This is a genomic window from Pseudomonas sp. C9D1 (genome assembly GCF_056491235.1).
Map to the genome: position 1 here is coordinate 2,817,091 of NZ_JBSZIE010000002.1, position 19,617 is coordinate 2,836,707.

Annotated in this window: 12 protein-coding genes; 8 read left to right on the forward strand and 4 right to left on the reverse strand. The window is 67.2% G+C overall.

All coding sequences use genetic code 11. The features are described from left to right. Positions 1-1,983 carry a dihydrolipoyllysine-residue acetyltransferase gene (gene aceF / locus ACXI0U_RS21180; RefSeq protein WP_479550773.1) on the forward strand — a complete coding sequence of 661 codons (1,983 nt, stop codon included), beginning with the start codon at positions 1-3 and terminating at the stop codon, positions 1,981-1,983. Positions 1,984-2,189: 206 nt separating this feature from the next. Here the strand turns inward: aceF and ACXI0U_RS21185 are convergent, their stop codons facing one another. After that, the gene (locus ACXI0U_RS21185) at positions 2,190-2,720 is read right to left on the reverse strand and encodes a hypothetical protein (protein WP_184490586.1); all 531 of its coding nucleotides are present in this window, start codon (positions 2,718-2,720) and stop codon (positions 2,190-2,192) included. A gap of 78 nt (positions 2,721-2,798) precedes the next feature. Between ACXI0U_RS21185 and ACXI0U_RS21190 the strand changes: the two genes are divergently transcribed. Both ACXI0U_RS21190 and msrA read left to right on the forward strand, forming a co-directional pair. After that, complete coding sequence (locus tag ACXI0U_RS21190) at positions 2,799-5,495, forward strand: putative bifunctional diguanylate cyclase/phosphodiesterase (RefSeq protein ID WP_043242261.1); 2,697 nt, start codon at positions 2,799-2,801, stop codon at positions 5,493-5,495. Between the two features lie 84 nt (positions 5,496-5,579). Further along, positions 5,580-6,227, forward strand: a complete 648-nt coding sequence (msrA, locus tag ACXI0U_RS21195) for a peptide-methionine (S)-S-oxide reductase MsrA (protein ID WP_479550774.1) — start codon at positions 5,580-5,582, stop codon at positions 6,225-6,227. 143 nt (positions 6,228-6,370) lie between these two features. Here the strand turns inward: msrA and ACXI0U_RS21200 are convergent, their stop codons facing one another. Beyond that, positions 6,371-7,210: a 23S rRNA (adenine(2030)-N(6))-methyltransferase RlmJ gene (locus ACXI0U_RS21200; RefSeq protein ID WP_043242257.1), complete on the reverse strand. Its 840-nt coding sequence runs from the start codon at positions 7,208-7,210 to the stop codon at positions 6,371-6,373. Positions 7,211-7,349: 139 nt separating this feature from the next. Between ACXI0U_RS21200 and ACXI0U_RS21205 the strand changes: the two genes are divergently transcribed. From ACXI0U_RS21205 to selO, 4 genes are all read left to right on the forward strand, one after another. Continuing rightward, entirely contained in the window at positions 7,350-9,152 is a 1,803-nt protein-coding gene (locus ACXI0U_RS21205; protein WP_316925582.1) for an acyl-CoA dehydrogenase, read from the forward strand. A 307-nt stretch (positions 9,153-9,459) separates the two neighbouring features. After that, positions 9,460-11,208 carry a potassium/proton antiporter gene (locus tag ACXI0U_RS21210; protein ID WP_374979156.1) on the forward strand — a complete coding sequence of 583 codons (1,749 nt, stop codon included), beginning with the start codon at positions 9,460-9,462 and terminating at the stop codon, positions 11,206-11,208. Positions 11,209-11,287: 79 nt separating this feature from the next. Next, the gene (gene mscK / locus ACXI0U_RS21215; RefSeq protein ID WP_021219822.1) at positions 11,288-14,602 is read left to right on the forward strand and encodes a mechanosensitive channel MscK; all 3,315 of its coding nucleotides are present in this window, start codon (positions 11,288-11,290) and stop codon (positions 14,600-14,602) included. Between the two features lie 70 nt (positions 14,603-14,672). After that, entirely contained in the window at positions 14,673-16,133 is a 1,461-nt protein-coding gene (gene selO, locus ACXI0U_RS21220; protein WP_431482830.1) for a protein adenylyltransferase SelO, read from the forward strand. Positions 16,134-16,155: 22 nt separating this feature from the next. On the opposite strand, the gene ACXI0U_RS21225 is transcribed toward selO, so the two are convergent. Both ACXI0U_RS21225 and ACXI0U_RS21230 read right to left on the reverse strand, forming a co-directional pair. Then, the gene (locus ACXI0U_RS21225; protein ID WP_479550775.1) at positions 16,156-17,433 is read right to left on the reverse strand and encodes an alpha/beta hydrolase; all 1,278 of its coding nucleotides are present in this window, start codon (positions 17,431-17,433) and stop codon (positions 16,156-16,158) included. Between the two features lie 196 nt (positions 17,434-17,629). After that, the gene (locus ACXI0U_RS21230; protein WP_374979159.1) at positions 17,630-18,328 is read right to left on the reverse strand and encodes an aspartate/glutamate racemase family protein; all 699 of its coding nucleotides are present in this window, start codon (positions 18,326-18,328) and stop codon (positions 17,630-17,632) included. Positions 18,329-18,555: 227 nt separating this feature from the next. Between ACXI0U_RS21230 and ACXI0U_RS21235 the strand changes: the two genes are divergently transcribed. Beyond that, the gene (locus tag ACXI0U_RS21235) at positions 18,556-19,533 is read left to right on the forward strand and encodes a sulfite exporter TauE/SafE family protein (RefSeq protein WP_479550776.1); all 978 of its coding nucleotides are present in this window, start codon (positions 18,556-18,558) and stop codon (positions 19,531-19,533) included. The last annotated feature ends 84 nt before the right edge of the window (positions 19,534-19,617 follow it).

The following is a 19,617-nucleotide window of genomic DNA, read 5'->3' on the forward strand; positions in this document are numbered from 1 at the left end:
GTGAGTGAGTTGATCCGCGTACCCGATATCGGCGGCGAAGGCGAAGTGATCGAGATCCTGGTCAAGGTTGGCGACCGCGTCGAAGCCGACCAGAGCCTCGTCACCCTGGAATCCGACAAGGCCAGCATGGAAGTCCCCTCGCCCAAGGCCGGCGTGGTGAAGAGCCTGAAGGTGAAGATCGGCGACCGCCTCAAGGAAGGCGACGACCTGATCGAACTGGACGTCGAGGGCGCCGCCGCTGCGGCACCCGCGGCCCAGGCACCGGCTGCCGCCCCCAAGGCGGAAGAGAAGCCCGCTGCCGCACCGGCATCGGCGACCCCCGCCAGTGAAAGCGTCCAGGACGTTCACGTCCCGGACATCGGCTCCGACAGCAAGGCCAAGGTCATCGAAGTGCTGGTCAAGGCCGGCGATCGCGTCGAAGCCGATCAGAGCCTGATCACCCTGGAGTCCGACAAGGCCAGCATGGAGATCCCCTCGCCCGCCGCTGGCGTGGTCGAGAGCGTCGTGGTCCAGCTGGATGCCGAAGTCGGCACCGGCGACCTGATCATCAAGCTGCGCGTTGCAGGCGCTGCACCCGCTGCCGCCAAGGCCGCTGAAGCACCTCCCGCCGCACCGGCACCGGCCCAGGCTCCCGCAGCGGCTCCGGCCGCTCCGGCTGCCGAATCGGTGCAGGACGTCCACGTCCCGGATATCGGCTCCGACAGCAAGGCCAAGGTCATCGAGATCCTGGTCAAGGCCGGCGACAGCGTCGAAGCCGACCAGAGCCTGATCACCCTGGAATCCGACAAAGCCAGCATGGAGATCCCCTCGCCCGCCGCTGGCGTGGTCGAGAGCATCGTGGTCAAGCTGGACGCCGAAGTCGGTACCGGCGACCTGATCCTCAAGCTGCGCACCCAGGGCTCCGCCCCGGCCGCCGCTCCGGCCCCTGCCGCGCAGGACAGCCAACCGGTCCATCGCGTACCGGCAGGCGCCAGCCCGGCCGTTGCCGCCGAGGTCAACGCCATCGCCTCGCTGTCGGCCGCTGCCGCCGGCAGCGCCGGCGCCCCGGCCCGCTCCAACGGTGCCAAGGTCCATGCTGGCCCGGCGGTGCGCCAACTGGCCCGTGAATTCGGCGTCGAGCTGGGCGCGGTCACCGCGACCGGCCCGCACGGCCGCGTGCTCAAGGAAGACGTGCAAGCCTACGTCAAGGCCGTGATGCAGAAGTCCAAGGAGGCCCCGGCCGCTGCCGCAGGCGCCACCGGCGGTGCCGGCATTCCGCCGATCCCCACCGTGGACTTCAGCAAGTTCGGTGAAATCGAAGAAGTGGCGATGACCCGCCTGATGCAGGTCGGCGCCGCCAACCTGCACCGCAGCTGGCTCAACGTCCCGCACGTGACCCAGTTCGACTCTTCCGACATCACCGAGCTGGAAGCCTTCCGCGTCGCCCAGAAAGCCGTGGCCGAGAAGGCCGGCGTCAAGCTGACCGTGCTGCCGCTGCTGCTGAAAGCCTGCGCCTACCTGCTCAAGGAATTGCCGGACTTCAACAGCTCCCTGGCCCCCAGTGGCAAGGCGCTGATCCGCAAGAAGTACGTGCACATCGGCTTCGCCGTGGACACCCCGGATGGCCTGCTGGTCCCGGTGATCCGCAACGTCGACCAGAAGAGCCTGCTGCAACTGGCGGCCGAAGCTGCTGCCCTGGCCGAGAAGGCCCGGACCAAGAAGCTCTCGGCGGACGACATGCAAGGCGCCTGCTTCACCATCTCCAGCCTCGGCCACATTGGCGGCACCGGCTTCACGCCGATCGTCAACGCGCCGGAAGTGGCAATCCTCGGCGTGTCCAAGGCCACCATCCAGCCGGTCTGGGACGGCAAGGCCTTCCAGCCGCGCCTGATGCTGCCGCTGTCGCTGTCCTATGACCACCGCGTGATCAATGGCGCCGCCGCCGCGCGCTTCACCAAGCGCCTGGGCGATGTGCTGGCGGATATCCGCACCATGCTGCTGTAAACCTTTGCTTCATCGCGAGCACGCCACGCTCGCACCTCGACCCCGCCCCTTTAGGCGGGGTTTTTTTTGCCTGGAAATACCACTGAAGGAAACCCACGCCCATCGCCCAGGCGTCGTCCTACGGCAGCCCGTATCGTGCGTTCAGAAGAGAGGAAAGACATGCAGCCCATCAGCCGGTGCCGATGGGCTTCGTCGCTGCAGCCAGGTCAGCCCTTCTGCAGATTGCGAATCAGGAAGCTGAAGGCCTTGGCCAGTTGTCCGGCGCCATCGAGATCCCGGACGATGGTCAGCATCGGTTCCGTGGAGCCGGGCACGTTGAGCACACAGGCCTGGCCTTCGCGAGGGCACGCGTAGCTGATGCTCGGATCGACGCCGAACACCGGCAGCAAACGGTTGCGTACCGAAACCCCGGTGCCCGAGGTGGCACGCACCTCTTCGCGCAGCATCAACTCGCCCGGCTTGGCCAGGCTCACCTGGTACTCCAGGTCGCGGCGGTCGCTGGAACCCACCTGGTAGCCGGCGCTCAGGGCGTAGGTCCTGAGCAGCGCATTGGTATGCGCAAACAGCGCCTTGCGCTCGTCGTCGGTCAGGTAGAGACGCTTGATTTCCGTCAGGTAACGGGTCTGTTCGGCGCTGCTGAGAACAGGCTCAGCAGCGGCCACCGAGACCGGTGATAAAAAAAACAGCCCACATAGCACCAAAGCCCCACCAAGTTGTCTTGTCAGCCCCATCCGCATGATGCACCCTTGCCCGACGCCATAATATGAAGTGGGCCGAGGCCCGACTCGGTCAGCATACTGGAACCCACCCGCCCGATGAAAAGCCATCCCGATGCCGCCAGCCGTACGGTGGCCGAGGTTGTGACGCAGTTGCCAGTCCCTTCGCGGCTTGGCCTCATGCGTTTCGAGCGGCTCAACGAGGCCAGCTGGGCGCTGCTGTTCCTCGACCCCAATTGCGAACGCCAGATCGGCCTGCCGGCCACCGAGCTATGTGCCCTGGTCGGCTCGCCCTACGCCAGCCTGATGTCCCCCGAAGCGCGCTACCGCCTGCATGACGAAATCCAGCGTCAGCTGACCGGCAGCGCCAGCTACCAAGTGCAGTACGGCCTGCACACCCCCGACGGCGTGCGCACCATCCTCGAACTCGGCGAAGCCTTCCAGCAGCACGGCCGCAACCTGCTGCGCGGTTACCTGCTGCCGGTGGACGTCGACGACCGTGAAGACGATGACCATCGCCTCAGCGAACTGGAAGCCCAGAACCAGCGCCTGAAAAGCTCCCTGGATCTCTACCAGCGCTCCCAGGAAGACCACCTGCAGCACCTGATCCGCTCCCGCGCGCAGCAGAGCCTGATCGTGCGCCTGGCCCGCCACCGCTACAGCCCCGGCGACCCGGCCCTGGAAGCGGCCAAGCTGATCACCCAGGCCGCCTGCGAGGCCTACGAGGTCTCCCGCGCCTCCCTGTGGATGTTCGATGGCGACCTGCTGCGCGCCATCACCCTCTACCGGCGCGACCAGGACCACCACGAACACCCGGGCGCCATCGACGTCAGCCGCTACCCGCAGTACCTCGAAGCCCTGCACAGCGGCCGCGCCATCGACGCCCACAACGCCCAGCGCGACCCGCGTACCATCGAGCTGGTGGACGACTACCTCAAGCCCCAGGGTGTGGTCGCCCTGCTCGATGCCAGCGTGCGCATCGGTGGCGAGGTGGTCGGCGTGCTGTGCCTGGAACACACCGGCGGCCAGCGCGTCTGGCAGACCGATGAAATCGCCTTCGCCGGCGAGCTGGCCGACCAGTTCGCCCAGGTTCTGGTCAACCAGCAACGCCTCGACGCCACCAACGCCCTGCACCTGTTCCAGCGCGCCGTCGAACAGAGCGCCAGCGCCTTCCTGCTGGTGGACCGCGACGGCCTGGTGGAATACGTCAACCCCAGCTTCACCGCCATCACCCAGTACAGCTCCGACGAAGTCCACGGCCGCCGCCTCTCCGAGCTGCCGGCCCTGGAAAACCTCAGCGACCTGCTGTTCGACGCCCGCTCCAGCCTCACCACCAGCAACAGCTGGCAGGGCGAGTTCCGCAGCCGGCGCAAGAACCTCGAGCCGTACTGGGGCCAGCTGTCCATCTCCAAGGTGTTCGGCGAGAACGGCGAACTGACGCACTACATCGGCATCTACGAGGACGTCACCCACAACAAGCTGGCCCAGCAGCGCATCGAGAAGCTGGCCTACACCGACAACCTCACCGGGCTGGGTAACCGTCCCTACTTCATCCGCAGCCTCGAAGAGCGCTTCCAGAGCGACCACGAGTCGCCCCTCTGCCTGCTGCTGGTGGACATCGACAACTTCAAGCGCATCAACGACAGCCTCGGCCACCAGACCGGCGACAAACTGCTGGTCAGCCTCGCCCGCCGGCTGCGCAACACCCTCGGCCAGGGCGACATCCTCGCGCGCTTCGCCAGCAACGAATTCGCAGTGCTGCTCGATGGCGCCGACCTGGAGAGCGGGCAGAAGACCGCCGGGCAGATCCTCCACACCCTCGACAAGCCGCTGTTCGTCGACAACCAGCTGATCAGCGTCACCGGCTCCCTGGGCCTGGCCTGCGCGCCCCAGCATGGGCGTGATCCGCAGACCCTGATGAAGCACGCCGGCCTCGCCCTGCACAAGGCCAAGGCCAACGGCAAGCACCAGCTGCAACTGTTCACCGAAACCCTCAACGCCGAGGCCAGCTACAAGCTGTTCGTCGAGAACAACCTGCGCCGCGCCCTGGCACAGAACGAGCTGGAAGTCTTCTACCAGCCCAAGCTGTGCCTCAAGTCCGGGCAACTGCTGGGCATGGAGGCGCTGCTGCGCTGGCAGCACCCGGAGCGCGGCATGATCCGCCCCGACCAGTTCATCAGCGTCGCCGAGGAAACCGGGATGATCATCCCCATCGGCAAATGGGTGATCCGCGAAGCCTGTCGCATGAGCCGGCGCCTCAGCGCCTCGGGCATGGGCGATGTGCAGGTGGCGATCAACCTCTCGCCCAAGCAGTTCAGCGACCCGGACCTGGTGGGCTCCATCGCCGCCATCCTCCACGAGGAGCAACTGCCCCCGGGCCTGCTGGAACTGGAACTGACCGAAGGCCTGCTGCTGGAAGCCACCGACGACACCAAGCACCAGCTCAACCGTCTCAAGACCCTAGGCCTGACCCTGGCCATGGACGACTTCGGCACCGGCTACTCGTCCCTCAGCTACCTGAAGAAGTTCCCGATCGACGTCATCAAGATCGACCGCAGCTTCATCAAGGACATTCCCGACAACCAGGACGACATGGAAATCACCTCCGCGGTGATCGCCATGGCCCACAACCTCAAGCTCAAGGTCGTCGCCGAAGGTATCGAGAGCGCCTCCCAGCTGGCCTTCCTCCGCCGCCAGCGCTGCGACGTCGGCCAGGGCTACCTATTCGACCAGCCCATTCCCGGGCACCTGCTGCTGGAAAGCCTGCGCCGCTACCCCTGCCGCCCGCAGCCCTGAGCCCTGAGCCCTGAGCCCTGAGCCTGCTGTAACATCGGCCATTCCCGCAGGTCTATCGACCAGCCACCCAATCAGGAGAACGCCATGGTCCTGCGCTCGCAGATCCTCGCTCACAAAATCGAGCTGCCCACGGCGGCACAGGCGCTGCCCGGCCGTGAATCGCCGATGCCGGTGCCCGACGCCCACTTCGTCAACGGCCGCCCGCTGCAAGCCCCCTTCCCCGCCCACCTGCAACAGGCGGTGTTCGGCCTCGGCTGTTTCTGGGGCGCCGAGCGCCGTTTCTGGCAACAGGAAGGCGTCTGGTCCACCGCGGTCGGCTACGCCGGCGGCCACACCCCGAACCCGACCTACGACGAAGTCTGCTCCGGCCTCACCGGGCACACCGAAGTGGTGCTGGTGGTGTTCGACCCGCAGGTGATCAGCTACGAGAAGCTGCTCTCGGTATTCTGGGAAGCCCACAACCCGACCCAGGGCATGCGCCAGGGCAACGACATCGGCACCCAGTACCGCTCGGCCATCTACTGCAGCGACGCCGCCCAGCTGGAAGCCGCCAAGGCCAGCGAAGCCCGCTTCCAGGCCGAACTGAGCAACTCAGGCTTCGGCACCATCACCACCGAAATCGACGAAGCCCCGACCTTCTATTACGCCGAGGCGTATCACCAGCAGTACCTGGCGAAGAATCCGGGGGGGTATTGCGGGTTGGGGGGGACGGGCGTTTGTATGCCGGTTTAGAGCTTGAAGCGGGAAGCTTGAAGCTGGAAGAAGGAGCACCGGCCTGAGGCTTCTGGCTTCTGGCTTCTGGCTTCTGGCTTCTGGCTTCTGGCTTCTGGCTTCAAGCTTCAAGCTTCAAGCTTCAAGCTTCAAGCTTCAAGCTATCAACTGTCCGCAATAATCCAATCCAACCGCCAGCCACCCTGACTCTGCGCAAGCTTTTCGCTCAGCCAGGGCAGCAGTTGGCGCAGTTCCTCTTCCAGTCCCCATGGCGGGTTGGCGATGGCCAGGCCAGAGCCGTTGAGGCCGAGGGCGTTGTCCGCCGGGTGCACCATCAGTTCCACGCGCAGCAGCTTGGGCGCGCCGGAGGCTTCCAGGCCCTGGTAGAAGCGCTTGAGCTGGCGCTGGTCCTTGATCGGGTACCAGATCGCCACGACCGTCTGGCGCATGCGGCCGATGGCTTCCTTCAGCGCGGTGACGCAGCGCTCCAGCTCGTCGGCTTTTTCGAAGGGCGGGTCGATCAGCATCAGCGCGCGCTTCTCCGCCGTGGGCAGCAGGGCGCGGGGCAGGTGCCAGCCTTCGCCCAGGTGCACGGCGACGCGGCGGTCGCCGGCCATGTTCTCCTTCAGCGCCTGGCCGTCTTCCGGGTGCTTTTCGTTCAGGTGCAGGCGATCCTGCGGGCGGGTCAGCTGGCGTGCCAGCTCCGGCGAACCGGGGTAGTGGCGCAGCGCGCCATCGGGGTTCAGGGCGTGGAGCACGCCGAGGTAGTCCACCATCAGTTCCGGCAGGTCGGGCTGGCCCCAGAGCCGGCCGATGCCCTCCTCCCATTCCCCGGTGCGGTTGGCCTGGTCGCCGGCCAGGTCGTAGAGGCCGACACCGGCGTGGCTGTCGAGGTAGGCGAAGGGCGCCTCCTTGCGTGACAGCAGGGCGATCAGGCGGGCCAGGGTCAGGTGTTTGAGCACATCGGCGTGGTTGCCGGCATGGAAGGCGTGACGGTAGTTCATGGTGTGGGAATCCTCGCGAGGCGCGCAGTTTACCAGCCGCGACGCTGGCCGGGTTTTGCCGCTTTATCACCCTTATGGATGTTGCTAGGCGACCTTCATTCACCGATCTAGACTCCGGCCATCCAACCGGAGATCCGACATGTCCGAGACCCTGCTCAGTTCCCGCAACCTGGCCTTCGAACTCTACGAAGTGCTGGACGCCGAAGCCCTGACCCAGCGCGAGCGCTTCGCCGACCACAACCGCGAAACCTTCGACGCCGCCATCGGCACCGCCCGCAGCATCGCCGAGAAATACTTCGCCCCGCACAACCGCAAGGGCGACGAGAACGAGCCGGAGTACCACAACGGCGCCGCCACGCTGATCCCGGAAGTGAAGCCCGCCGTCGACGCCTTCCTCGAAGCCGGCTTCCTCAACGCCACCCGCAGCTTCGAGCAGGGCGGCATGCAACTGCCCACGCTGCTGTCCCAGGCCTGCTTCGCCCACTTCCAGTCGGCCAACGTCGGCAGCTCCGCCTACCCCTTCCTGACCATGGGCGCGGCCAACCTGATCGAGAGCTTCGGCAGCGACGAACAGAAGCAGCGCTTCCTGCAGCCGATGATCGACGGCAAGTTCTTCGGCACCATGGCGCTCACCGAGCCCCACGCCGGCTCCTCGCTGTCGGACATCCGCACCCGCGCCGAACCGGCCGGTGACGGCACCTACCGCATCAAGGGCAACAAGATCTTCATCTCCGGCGGCGACCACCCGCTGTCGGACAACATCGTGCACATGGTGCTGGCCAAGCTGCCGGACGCCCCCGCCGGGGTCAAAGGCATCTCGCTGTTCATCGTGCCCAAGTTCCTGGTCAACGACGACGGCTCCCTCGGCAAGCGCAACGACGTGATCCTCGCCGGCCTGTTCCACAAGATGGGCTACCGCGGTACCACCTCCACCGCCTTGAACTTCGGCGACAACGGCGACTGCGTCGGCTACCTGGTGGGCAAGCCCCACGCCGGCCTGTCCTACATGTTCCAGATGATGAACGAGGCACGCATCGGCGTCGGCATGGGCGCGGTGATGCTCGGCTACGCCGGCTACCTCTACTCCCTGGAATACGCCCGCGAGCGCCCCCAGGGCCGCCTGCCCGACGGCAAGGACCCGACCAGCGCCCAGGTGGCGATCATCGAGCACGCCGACGTGCGCCGCATGCTGCTGACCCAGAAGGCCTATGTGGAAGGCGCCTTCGACCTCGGCCTGTACTCGGCCCGCCTGTTCGACGACACCCAGACCCTCGCCACCGAGGAGGAGCGCAAGCAGGCCCACGAGCTGCTCGACCTGCTCACCCCCATCGTCAAATCCTGGCCCTCGGAGTTCTGCCTCAAGGCCAACGAACTGGCGGTGCAGATCCTCGGCGGCCACGGCTACACCCGCGAATACCCGGTGGAGCAGTACTACCGCGACAACCGCCTCAACCCCATCCATGAAGGCACCCACGGCATCCAGTCCCTGGACCTGCTGGGCCGCAAGGTGGCGCAGAACAACGGTGCCGGCCTCAAGCAGCTGACCCGCCTGATCAACGACACCTGCCAGCGCGCCAGCGCCCACGGTTCCCTCGACGCCCTGCGCCAGCCGCTGGAGCAACTGGTGTCGCGCCTCTCCGCCGTGACCCTGGCCCTGCTCGGCGACCTGATGCAGGGCAAGGTCAACCAGGCCCTGGCCAACTCCGCGCTGTACCTCAACGCCTTCGGCCACGCGGTCATCGGCTGGCGCTGGCTGGAACAGGCGATCCGCGCCGAAGAAGGCCTGGCCCGTGGCAACGCCGCCGACGCCGACTTCTACAAGGGCAAGCTGCAGGCCGCGCGCTACTTCCTCACCTGGGAAGTGCCGGGTGTGCACCACGCCCTGGCCATTCTCGAAGCCCGCGACGACACCTGCCTGGAAATGCGCGACGCCTGGTTCTGATTTCAACTTTTCAGGGTTTCCCTGCCCCGCGCACATGCGGGGCTTTTTTTGCCTGCGAATCGGCCAGCCCACCGATGACCGGCTCGGCACCGGCATTCCCCGGATCGTCAAATCGACCTCGGACAATATCCTGACCACCTGGTCGAATCCGTGAACACAGGCTTCGGCCCTGTTCAAAAAACCTGTGGATTTATGCCGATCAGCGCTTGCGGCGCGTTGCGGGTAGCAGGTTAGAATCCAGCTGGCATGCACGCTGCATGCATCCCTCCAGCGTCACCCCCGACATCATTGCCAGGAGCTTCAATACGTGGATGCAGCCACCATCAATAGCCTGTTCCTGATCGGCGCGTTGCTGGTCGGCGCAAGCATTCTGGTGAGCTCGGTTTCCTCGCGCCTGGGCATCCCCATCCTGGTCATCATCCTGGCCGTGGGCATGGTCGCCGGCATCGATGGCCCGGGCGGCATCGGCTTCAGCAACTACCCGCTGGCCTACCTGGTGGGCAACCTGGCGCTGGCCATCATTCTCCTCGACGGCGGCCTGCGCACACGGGTCTCCAGCTTCCGCGTGGCCTTGTGGCCGGCGCTGTCGCTGGCCACGGTCGGCGTCTTGATCACCACCGGGCTGACCGGCATGGCCGCGGCCTGGCTGTTCAACCTCGACATCATGCAAGGCCTGCTGATCGGCGCCATCGTCGGCTCCACCGACGCCGCGGCGGTGTTCTCCCTGCTCGGCGGCAAGGGCCTCAACGAACGGGTCACCGCCACCCTGGAGATCGAGTCCGGCAGCAACGACCCGATGGCGGTGTTCCTCACCGTCACCCTGATCGACATGCTGGCCAAGGGGCAGAGCGAAATCAGCCTGTCCTTCCTCGGCCACCTGGTCAGCGAGTTCGGCATCGGCGCCCTGCTCGGCCTCGGCGGCGGCTGGCTGCTGCTGCAACTGATCAACCGCATCAACCTGCCCAACGGCCTCTACCCGCTGCTGGTGGTGAGTGGCGGCCTGCTGGTGTTCGCCCTCACCAACTTCCTGCACGGCAGCGGCATCCTCGCCGCCTACCTCTGCGGGCTGGTGCTGGGCAACCGCCCGATCCGCTCGCGCCACAGCATCCTGCATATGCTCGACGGCATGGCCTGGCTGGCGCAGATCGGCATGTTCCTGGTGCTGGGCCTGCTGGTCACGCCCCACGACCTGCTGCCCATCGCCCTGCCCGCCCTGGGCCTGGCGCTGTGGATGATCCTCTTCGCCCGCCCGCTGTCGGTGATGATCGGGCTGATCCCCTTCCGCGCCTTCCATGACCGCGAAAAGGCCTTCATCGCCTGGGTCGGCCTGCGCGGCGCGGTGCCCATCATCCTCGCGGTATTCCCGATGATGGCCGGCCTGCCCCACTCGCAGCTGTACTTCAACCTGGCGTTCTTCATCGTCCTCGTCTCCCTGCTGCTGCAGGGCGCCAGCCTGCCGCTGGCGGCCAGGCTGCTGCGGGTGACGGTACCGCCGGAGCCGGCGCCCATCTCCCGCGCCGGGCTGGAGATCCACCCCACCAGCGAGTGGGAGCTGTTCGTCTACCGCCTGGGCGCGGAGAAGTGGTGCATCGGCGCCGCCCTGCGCGAACTGAAGATGCCCGAAGGCACCCGCATCGCCGCGCTGTTCCGGGGCACCGAACTGCTCCACCCTTCGGGCAGTACCGTGCTGGAGGCGGGCGACATCCTCTGCGTGGTCGGCCACGAGCACGACCTCTCCGCCCTCGGCAAACTGTTCAGCCAGGCGCCCCAGCGCGGCCTCGACCTGCGCTTCTTCGGCGACTTCGTCCTCGAAGGCGATGCCCAGCTCTCCGCCGTCGCCTCGCTCTACGGCCTCAAGCTGGAGAACATCGACGGCACCCAGCCCCTGGGACGCTTCATCGCCCACGAGATCGGCGGCGAGCCCATCGTCGGCGACCAGGTGGAATGGAACGGCCTGACCTGGACCGTGGCCCTGATGGAAGGGAACAAGGTGCGCAAGGTGGGCGTCAAATTCCCCGAAGGTCATGGCCGTCCAGGCCCCGGACTGTTCCTCTGAAGGCGCGGCACGTCCCACCACGGGCGCCGCGCCTGGCATATCATTAACCGCACTTTTCCCAGAGCCGCCCCCAGCGACCATGTCTTTCCTGCGCCCCCTCATTGCCGCCGCCCTCATCGGCTTCAGCCTCGGTGTGACCAACCTGCACGCCGCCGAACCACCGACCAGCGCCAAGGTCCAGCAAAGTCTGGACACCCTGGCCGAGCGCAAGCTGTCCGAAGCCGAGCAGAAGGCCGTGCAGCAGGTGCTGGAACAGACCCTGACCCTGCTGGGCAACGAAGCCGAGAGCGAAAAGCGCCTGGCCGACCTCAAGCGCCAGCTCACCGACGCCCCGCGCCAGACCAGCGACGCCCAGCGCGAATTCACCCGTCTCAAGGCCAGCAAGCCGGTGGACGTCACCGAGCGCTACAGCAAGTCGTCCCTGGCCCAGCTCGACCAGTTGCTCAACCAGCGCAGCACCCAGCTGGCCGACTGGCAGAAGGACCTGGCCGAGGCCAACAGCCTGATCATCACTGCCCAGACCCGCCCCGAGCGCGCCCAGGCCGAGATCGCCAGCAACCAGGCCCGCGCCCAGCAGATCAACGCCACCCTCAAGATCGGCAAGGAAGGCAGCAAGGCGCTCTCCGACGAGCAGCGCGACCAGTACAACGCCGAACTCGCCGCCCTCGACGCCCAGACCCAACTGCGCCGCCAGGAGCTGGCCGGCAACAGCCTGTTGCAGGACCTCGGCAACAGCCGCCGCGACCTGCTGGTGGAGCGCATCCATCGCCTGGAGCAGGAAACCCAGGCCCTGCAGTCGCTGATCAACGACAAGCGCCGGGAAAGCTCCGAGCAGACCGTCGCCGAACTCTCCCGCGAGGCGCAGAAGGCCACGCCCGACAGCCTGCTGGCCGCCGAGAGCGCCACCAACCTCAAGCTCTCCGACTACCTGCTGCGGGCCACCGACCGCCTCAACGAGCTGACCCAACAGAACCTGCAGACCCGCCAGCAGCTGGACACCCTCAGCCAGGCCGACCAGGCCCTGGAGGAGCAGATCAGCGTGCTCAAGGGCAGCCTGCTGCTGTCGAAGATCCTCTACCAGCAGAAGCAGGCCCTGCCGCACCTCAAGCTCGACGGCGACCTGGCCGACGAGATCGCCGACATCCGCCTTTACCAGTTCGAACTCAGCCAGCAGCGCGACAAGCTCAACAGCCCCCAGGCCTACGTCGACGACCTGCTGTCCCGCCAGCCCGCCGACCAGGTCACCCCGGAACTGCGCGCCACCCTGCTCGACCTGGCCACCACCCGCACCGAGCTGTTCGACCGCCTGAGCCGCGAACTCAACGCCCTGCTCAACGAATCCATCACCCTGCAGCTCAACCAGAAGCAGCTGCAAAGTACCTCCCAGGCGTTGCGCGCGACCCTGGAAGAGCAGATGTTCTGGATTCCCAGCAACAAGCCGCTGGACCTTTCCTGGATCAAGAACGCCCCGCACTACCTGCAACGCCAGCTCGCCGACGTGCCCTGGGGTTCAGGGCTGGCCGAGCTGGGCGAAGGCCTGGTAGACCGCCCCTGGCTGTTCGTCCCCCTGCTGCTGATGATCGGTGCGCTGCTGTGGCGGCGCAGCTGGATCTACGCCAAGCTCACCGACCTGCACCAGGACATCGGCCACTACAAGCGCGACAGCCAGATGCACACGCCCCTGGCGTTGCTGCTGAACGTCCTCCTGGCCCTGCCGGTGACCCTGTTCCTCGCCCTCTGCGGCCTGGCCCTGCAGATCGACGCCCGTGGCCAGAACGCCACCCTCGGCGCCGCGCTGATGGAAATGGCCCAGGCCTGGCTGGTGTTCTACACCCTGTACCGCATCCTCTCCCCGGGCGGCGTCGCCGAGCTGCACTTCCGCTGGCCGCGCCCGCAGGTGTCCCTGCTGAGCAAGCAGATCCGCCGCCTCGGCATGGTGGTGATGGCCCTGGTGGCCGTGGTCACCGTCGCCGAGCACCAGCCCCAGGCCCTGGCCGAGGATGTGATCGGCATCATCGTCGTCATCTCCTGCTACGCCCTGATGGCCCTGGTGCTGAGCAATCTGCTGCTGGCCGAGCCGATGCGCGAGCACACCTCGCCCTTCCGCTTCCTCATCGGCCTGGGCTTCACCCTGCTGCCACTGGCGTTCATCGTCGCCGTGGGCTTCGGCTACTACTACACCTCGCTCAAGCTCACCGACCGCCTGATCAACACGCTCTACCTGCTGATCCTCACGCTGGTGATCGAGGCCGCCTTCGTCCGTGGCCTGGCCGTGGCCGCCCGGCGCCTGGCCTACGCCCGTGCCCTGGCCAAGCGCCAGGCGCAGACCAAGGAGAACGCCGAAGGCGAGGAAGTGGCGGTGGAAGAGCCGACCCTCGACATCGAGCAGGTCAACCAGCAGTCCCTGCGCCTGATCCGCCTGGCCCTGCTCGGCACCTTCATCGCCGCGATGTACCTGGTCTGGGCCGACCTGATCAGCGTCTTCGCCTACCTCGACGAAGTGACCCTCTACCAGTACGCCGCCGGCACCGGCGACGCCGCCACCCAGGTGCCCATCAGCCTGCTCGACGTGCTCGGCGCGCTGATCATCGCCGGCATCACCACGGTGCTCGCACGCAACCTGCCCGGCCTGCTGGAAGTGCTGGTGCTGTCGCGCCTGAGGCTCGCCCAGGGCAGCGCCTATGCCACCACCACCCTGCTCTCCTACGCCATCGCCGGCATCGGCTTCGTCAGCGCCCTGTCCACCCTCGGGGTCAGCTGGGACAAGCTGCAGTGGCTGGTGGCCGCGCTCTCGGTGGGTATCGGCTTCGGCATGCAGGCGATCTTCGCCAACTTCATCTCCGGCCTGATCCTGCTGTTCGAGCGCCCGGTGCGCATCGGCGACCTGGTGACCATCGGCACCGTCACCGGCACGGTGAACCGCATCCGCATCCGCGCCACGCACATCACCGACAGCGATCGCAAGGAGGTGATAGTCCCCAACCAGACCTTCCTCACCAGCCAGCTGATCAACTGGACCCTGACCGACACCGTCACCCGCATCGTGCTGGTCTACAACGTCAATCGCGGTGCCGACCTGGAACTGGTGCGCAAGCTGCTGCTGCAGGCCACCCAGGAGAACACCCGCGTGCTGCGCGACCCGGCCCCCAACGTGCAGCTGAAGACCTACGGCGCCACCACCCTGGAGCACGAGCTGAAGATCTACGTGCGCGAGCTGGGCGACCGTGGCCTAGCCACCGACGAGCTGAACCGGCGCATCGACCAGCTGTTCCAGGAGCACAACATCAACATCTCCTCGGTGCCGAAGATGGACGTCATCCTCAGCCGCAAGGTCGAGGCCCACGCCCCGGTCGAGGAAGCTGCCGCCGACGCCGCCGAAGAGCAGGCCAAGTAGGCCGCTGCCACGCGGGGACCACCGGTCCCCGCGACTTCCCCCGGCTCCGGCCGCGTGACAAGCTGAGCCCATGAAACGACTCGACGACCTGCAGTTCGACAACCGCTTCGCCCGCCTGGGCGATGCCTTCTCCACCGAAGTCCTGCCCGACCCGCTGGCCGACCCGCACCTGGTGGTGGCGAGCCCGGCGGCCATGGCGCTGCTCGACCTGGACCCGGCCGAGGCCGACACGCCGGTGTTCGCCGAGCTCTTCGCCGGGCACAAGCTGTGGTCCGACGCGGCACCGCGCGCCATGGTCTATTCCGGGCACCAGTTCGGCAGCTACAACCCGCGCCTCGGCGATGGCCGCGGCCTGCTGCTGGGCGAGGTGGTCAACGACGCTGGCGAGCACTGGGACCTGCACCTCAAGGGCGCGGGCCAGACGCCCTACTCGCGCATGGGCGACGGCCGCGCGGTGCTGCGCAGCTCGATCCGCGAGTTCCTCGCCAGCGAACACCTGCACGCCCTGGGCATCCCCAGCAGCCGCGCGCTGTGCGTCACCGGCTCCAGCACCCCGGTGTACCGCGAGAAGAAGGAAAGCGGCGCCATGGTCATGCGCCTGGCCCCCAGCCACGTGCGCTTCGGCCACTTCGAGTACTTCTACTACACCCGTCAGCACGAGCAGTTGAAGACCCTCGGCGAGCACGTGCTGGCCTGCCATTTCCCCGAGTGCCTCGACGCCGACGAACCCTGGCTGGCGATGTTCCGCACGGTGATCGAGCGCAACGCCGAGATGATCGCCGGCTGGCAGGCCTATGGCTTCTGCCACGGGGTGATGAACACCGACAACATGTCGATCCTCGGCATCACCTTCGACTACGGCCCCTACGCCTTCCTCGACGACTTCGACGCCAACCACATCTGCAACCACTCCGACGACAGCGGGCGCTACAGCTTCAGCAACCAGGTACCCATCGCCCACTGGAACCTCGCCGCCCTGGCCCAGGCGCTGACGCCGCACATCGCCGTGGAGGCCCTGCGCGAGGCGCTGGAGCTGTTCCTGCCGCTGTACCAGGCGGCCTGGCTGGACCACATGCGCCGGCGCCTGGGCTTCATCCAGGCAGAGGATGGCGACGAAGCGCTGGTGCAGCGCCTGCTGCAACTGATGCAGACCAGCGCAGTGGACTACACCCTGTTCTTCCGCCGCCTGGGCGACAGCGCGCCCGAGCAGGCGGTGGCCGTGCTTCGGGACGATTTCGTCGACCTCGCCGGCTTCGACGCCTGGGCCGCGCAGTACGTCGAGCGCGCCGCGCGCGAAGGCGACGACCAGGACGCCCGCCGCCAGCGCATGCACGCGGTGAACCCGAAGTACATCCTGCGCAACTACCTGGCCCAGCGCGCCATCGAGGCCGCCGAGCGTGGCGACTACAGCGAGGTGCGCCAGCTGCACGCCGTGCTCGCCCGTCCGTTCGACGAGCAGCCGGGCATGGAAAGCTACGCCGAGCGCCCGCCCGAATGGGGCAAGCACCTGGAAATCAGCTGCTCCTCCTGAGCCTCCGAGCCCTCGGCGGGCCTCAGCGGGCCAGCCCCTGGGTCTGCTCCACGCGCCGCAGCAGGTAAGGGAAGAAGGGGTTGGACGTGGCACGCTGCAGCGCGCCCATGTCCATCACCAGCGCACCCCGCTCGCCCCGCAACGACAGGTCACCCAGGTGGATGCCGAAGTCATCGGCCGGGTCGGGGCGCCGACCGTACAGCCCATCGCTCTCGGGGAAGGGCACGGCCACGTGGGACAGCGAGAACAGCTCACGGGGGAAGGTCAGCTCCAGCGGCGTCACCCACTCTTCCCGGGCACCGGCTTCGGTCACCCGCTCGACCACCTCGCGGCTGCTCGCCGTGACATTGGTGACCACCGCCGTGCGGTAGTTGCGCGGCGGCGGCGGCAGCAGGCGCGCCAGCGCCAGGCTCGCCTCCGGCCGCAGCAGCGGGCCGAAATCCACCGAGCGGTTGATGTCGAACAGCACCAGCTCGCTGCCGTTGTCCGGCAGCAGGCGGTAGAGCCCGTCCACCACCGCTGGCGTGCTCACCGTGGCATCCACCACCGACTGGAAGGTCAGCAGCGGCGGCATCGCACTCAGGCCGTCACGGTGCGAGGCCCGCTGCAGCTGTTCCTGCAGGGCCGCCGTGAGCAGGTAGGACTGGCGCGCGCCGTTGACCGGGAAGGAGTTGTACTTGAACGGGTTGTACTCGGGCAGCAGATCCAGCCAGGCGGCCTTGGCGAAGGCCGGGAACACCGCCGGCCAGCCCGCCACCCCGGCGAAACGCGCATAACCGGCCACGCCCACCATGGGCGAGAGCAGCACCAGCCGCTCGGCCCGGGGCAGCGCCGGGTCCTCCAGGGCATCCAGGGAATACTTCAGCGCCAGCGCGCCGCCATTGGAGTAACCCACCAACCGCAACGGCCGCGGCTCGCCCACCAGGCGCCGGGCCTCGCGCACGGCCAGGCGGGTGGCGGCCAGCCATTGCTGCCAGCTCACGTCGGTCAGCGCCGCCGGCACCGTGCCGTGGCCCGGCAGGCGCAAGCCCACCACCACGAAGCCCGCCTGGCGGTAGCGCAGCGCCAGGTGGCGCAGGCTGTAGGGCGAATCGGTGAGGCCATGCAGCATCACCACCGCGCCCACCGGCTCGCCTTCCGGGCGCAGCACATAGGAGCGGTTCCAGTCCTGGTGGAAGTGCCCGGGGTAGAGCGGGCTACCGGGGAAGTAGCGGTTCGCCGGCACCCGTTCCTCGGGCTCCAGGCGCTCGCTGACCTGCTGGCGCACCTGGTCGAAGACTGAGCCTCGGCGCCCATCCACGCGGCCCAGTCGGCCTGGTCCAGGGCGCGCTCATCGAGTTCGTCCGGCACGAAGCGGTGCCAGGGCAGCAGCGCCGGCTCGCCCTGGATATCCAGCACCCGCACGGCGAAGACCAACAGCACCGCCAATGCCATCAGCAAGGCGCCACGCCCCAGCCACCGGATGATCCCTGTGCGCATCGTCCCCGCTCCCGTCTTCAGCCCCCGGCCAGCAACCAGTCCAGCCCCATGCGTACATGCTCCTCGGTGCTGTCCACCAGGGGCAAGGGCGAATCACAACCGTCCAGCAGCAGGCCGATTTCGGTGCAGCCGAGGATCGCCGCCTGGGCACCCTCGTCCTTGAGTTGCTGCAGCTGCGCCAGGTAGAAGGCCCGCGCCTCGGGCAGGAAGCGGCCCAGGCACAGCTCCTGGAAGATCACCCGGTCGATCTCCACCATCGCCGGCGCATCCGGCACCTGCACGCGAATGCCGAAGCGCTCGCCCAGGCGTTGCCGGTAGAAATCCTCCTGCATGGTGAAGCGCGTACCCAGCAGCGCCGCCCGCTCGCAGCCTTGCGCCTTGAGGGCCGCCCCCACACCGTCACCGATGTGCAGCAGGGGGATGTCCACCGCCGCCTCGATCGCCGCCGCCACCTTGTGCATGGTGTTGGTGGCCAGCAGCAGGGCCCCGGCGCCGGCACGCTCCAGGCCTTGCGCAGCGGCAGCCAGCTGGCGCCCTGCCTCGTCCCAGCCACCGGACTTCTGCAGGGCGGCGATGCCGGCGAAATCCACCGAATGCAGCAGCAGCGGCGCCGAATGCAGGCCGCCCCGCGCATCGCGCACGCCTTCGTTGAGCAGGCGGTAATAGCTCAGGGTCGACTCCCAGCTCATGCCACCCAGTACACCCAGCAACCTCATGACGCGTTCTCCCGAGCAAAATCCCAGCCTAGCCCAGGCAGGCGTGCTGCCTGGACATACAGTTATCCGGCGATGGGCAGGTACAGCCGCAACGGGCCACCCGAACCTTTGAAAATGGAATATGAACCTGCGGAAATCTTCTTAGACTCTCTAAGCAAAGCCGCTTATCTTCGCCGCCTGCTTATTCCAGCCTGTTCTACCACCCACTGTCAGGCACCGTACCCCGCATGAAGATCCGCAATCTCGACCTCAGCCAGAGCCCGATCAACACCGAGCACGAGGCACTGGGCATCCCCCCCGTCGAGGACTTCGTCAGCCACCCCGACAACCACCCGGTGCTGCGCGCCGCGATGTGGTTCGCCGTGCTGGTGCTGGTCAGCCTGCTGGGCTTCCTCGCCTGGCGCCTGTTCTTCGGCGACCACGGCGGGGCCGCCGGCCTGGACATCATCGAACGCACCCTCAGCAGCCCGACCTTCTGGAGCGCGGTGGCCGTGGGCTTCCTCGCCCAGGTGGTGGATGGCGCGCTGGGCATGGCCTACGGCATCACCGCGACCACCTTCCTGCTCACCGCCGGCGCCTCCCCCGCTGCTGCCAGCGCCAGCGTGCACATCGCCGAAGTCTTCACCACCGGGCTCTCGGGCATTTCCCATGTGAAGCTGGGCAACGTCAACAAATCCCTGTTCCTGCGCCTGCTGCTGCCCGGCATCATCGGTGCGGTGCTCGGCGCCGTGCTGATCACCACCTTCGACGGCGCCGCGCTCAAGCCCTTCATTTCCGCCTACCTGCTGCTGATGGGCCTGTACATCCTCAGCAAGGCCTACCGCCATGTGGCCCAGCGCCGGGCGCCGAAGCACGTGGCCAAGCTGGCCCTGTTCGGCGGTTTCGTCGACGCCGCCGGCGGCGGTGGCTGGGGCCCGGTGGTCACCAGCAGCCTGCTGGGCTCGGGCAGCGACCCGCGCACCACCATCGGCTCGGTGAACTTCGCCGAGTTCTTCCTGACCATTTCCAGCGCCACCTCCTTCATCCTCCTGGCCGGTGAGCTGAACACCTGGATGCTGGTGGCCGGGCTGGTCTTCGGCGGCCTGTTCGCGGCGCCCTTCGCCGCCATGCTGTGCAAGAAGCTGCCGGCGCGCACCCTGCTGACCCTGGTCGGCACCCTGATCACCCTAATCAGCGCCTTCAACATCTACATGGCCCTGCGCTGATCGGGCGGTTCTAGCCACCGAACTTTTCGGTCTAGCCGCGCCAGCCGCTGATTGCTCCAGGTCATTGACCGCACCCCTTCCGCT

What these genes read in the sequence shown, in the direction of transcription:
- ACXI0U_RS21185 (WP_184490586.1), bottom strand. Translation starts at nt 2,720, where the DNA reads ATGCGGATGGGGCTGACAAGACAACTTGGTGGGGCTTTGGTGCTATGT.
- ACXI0U_RS21190 (WP_043242261.1), top strand. Translation starts at nt 2,799, where the DNA reads ATGAAAAGCCATCCCGATGCCGCCAGCCGTACGGTGGCCGAGGTTGTG.
- msrA (WP_479550774.1), top strand. Translation starts at nt 5,580, where the DNA reads ATGGTCCTGCGCTCGCAGATCCTCGCTCACAAAATCGAGCTGCCCACG.
- ACXI0U_RS21200 (WP_043242257.1), bottom strand. Translation starts at nt 7,210, where the DNA reads ATGAACTACCGTCACGCCTTCCATGCCGGCAACCACGCCGATGTGCTC.
- ACXI0U_RS21205 (WP_316925582.1), top strand. Translation starts at nt 7,350, where the DNA reads ATGTCCGAGACCCTGCTCAGTTCCCGCAACCTGGCCTTCGAACTCTAC.
- mscK (WP_021219822.1), top strand. Translation starts at nt 11,288, where the DNA reads ATGTCTTTCCTGCGCCCCCTCATTGCCGCCGCCCTCATCGGCTTCAGC.
- selO (WP_431482830.1), top strand. Translation starts at nt 14,673, where the DNA reads ATGAAACGACTCGACGACCTGCAGTTCGACAACCGCTTCGCCCGCCTG.
- ACXI0U_RS21230 (WP_374979159.1), bottom strand. Translation starts at nt 18,328, where the DNA reads ATGAGGTTGCTGGGTGTACTGGGTGGCATGAGCTGGGAGTCGACCCTG.
- ACXI0U_RS21235 (WP_479550776.1), top strand. Translation starts at nt 18,556, where the DNA reads ATGAAGATCCGCAATCTCGACCTCAGCCAGAGCCCGATCAACACCGAG.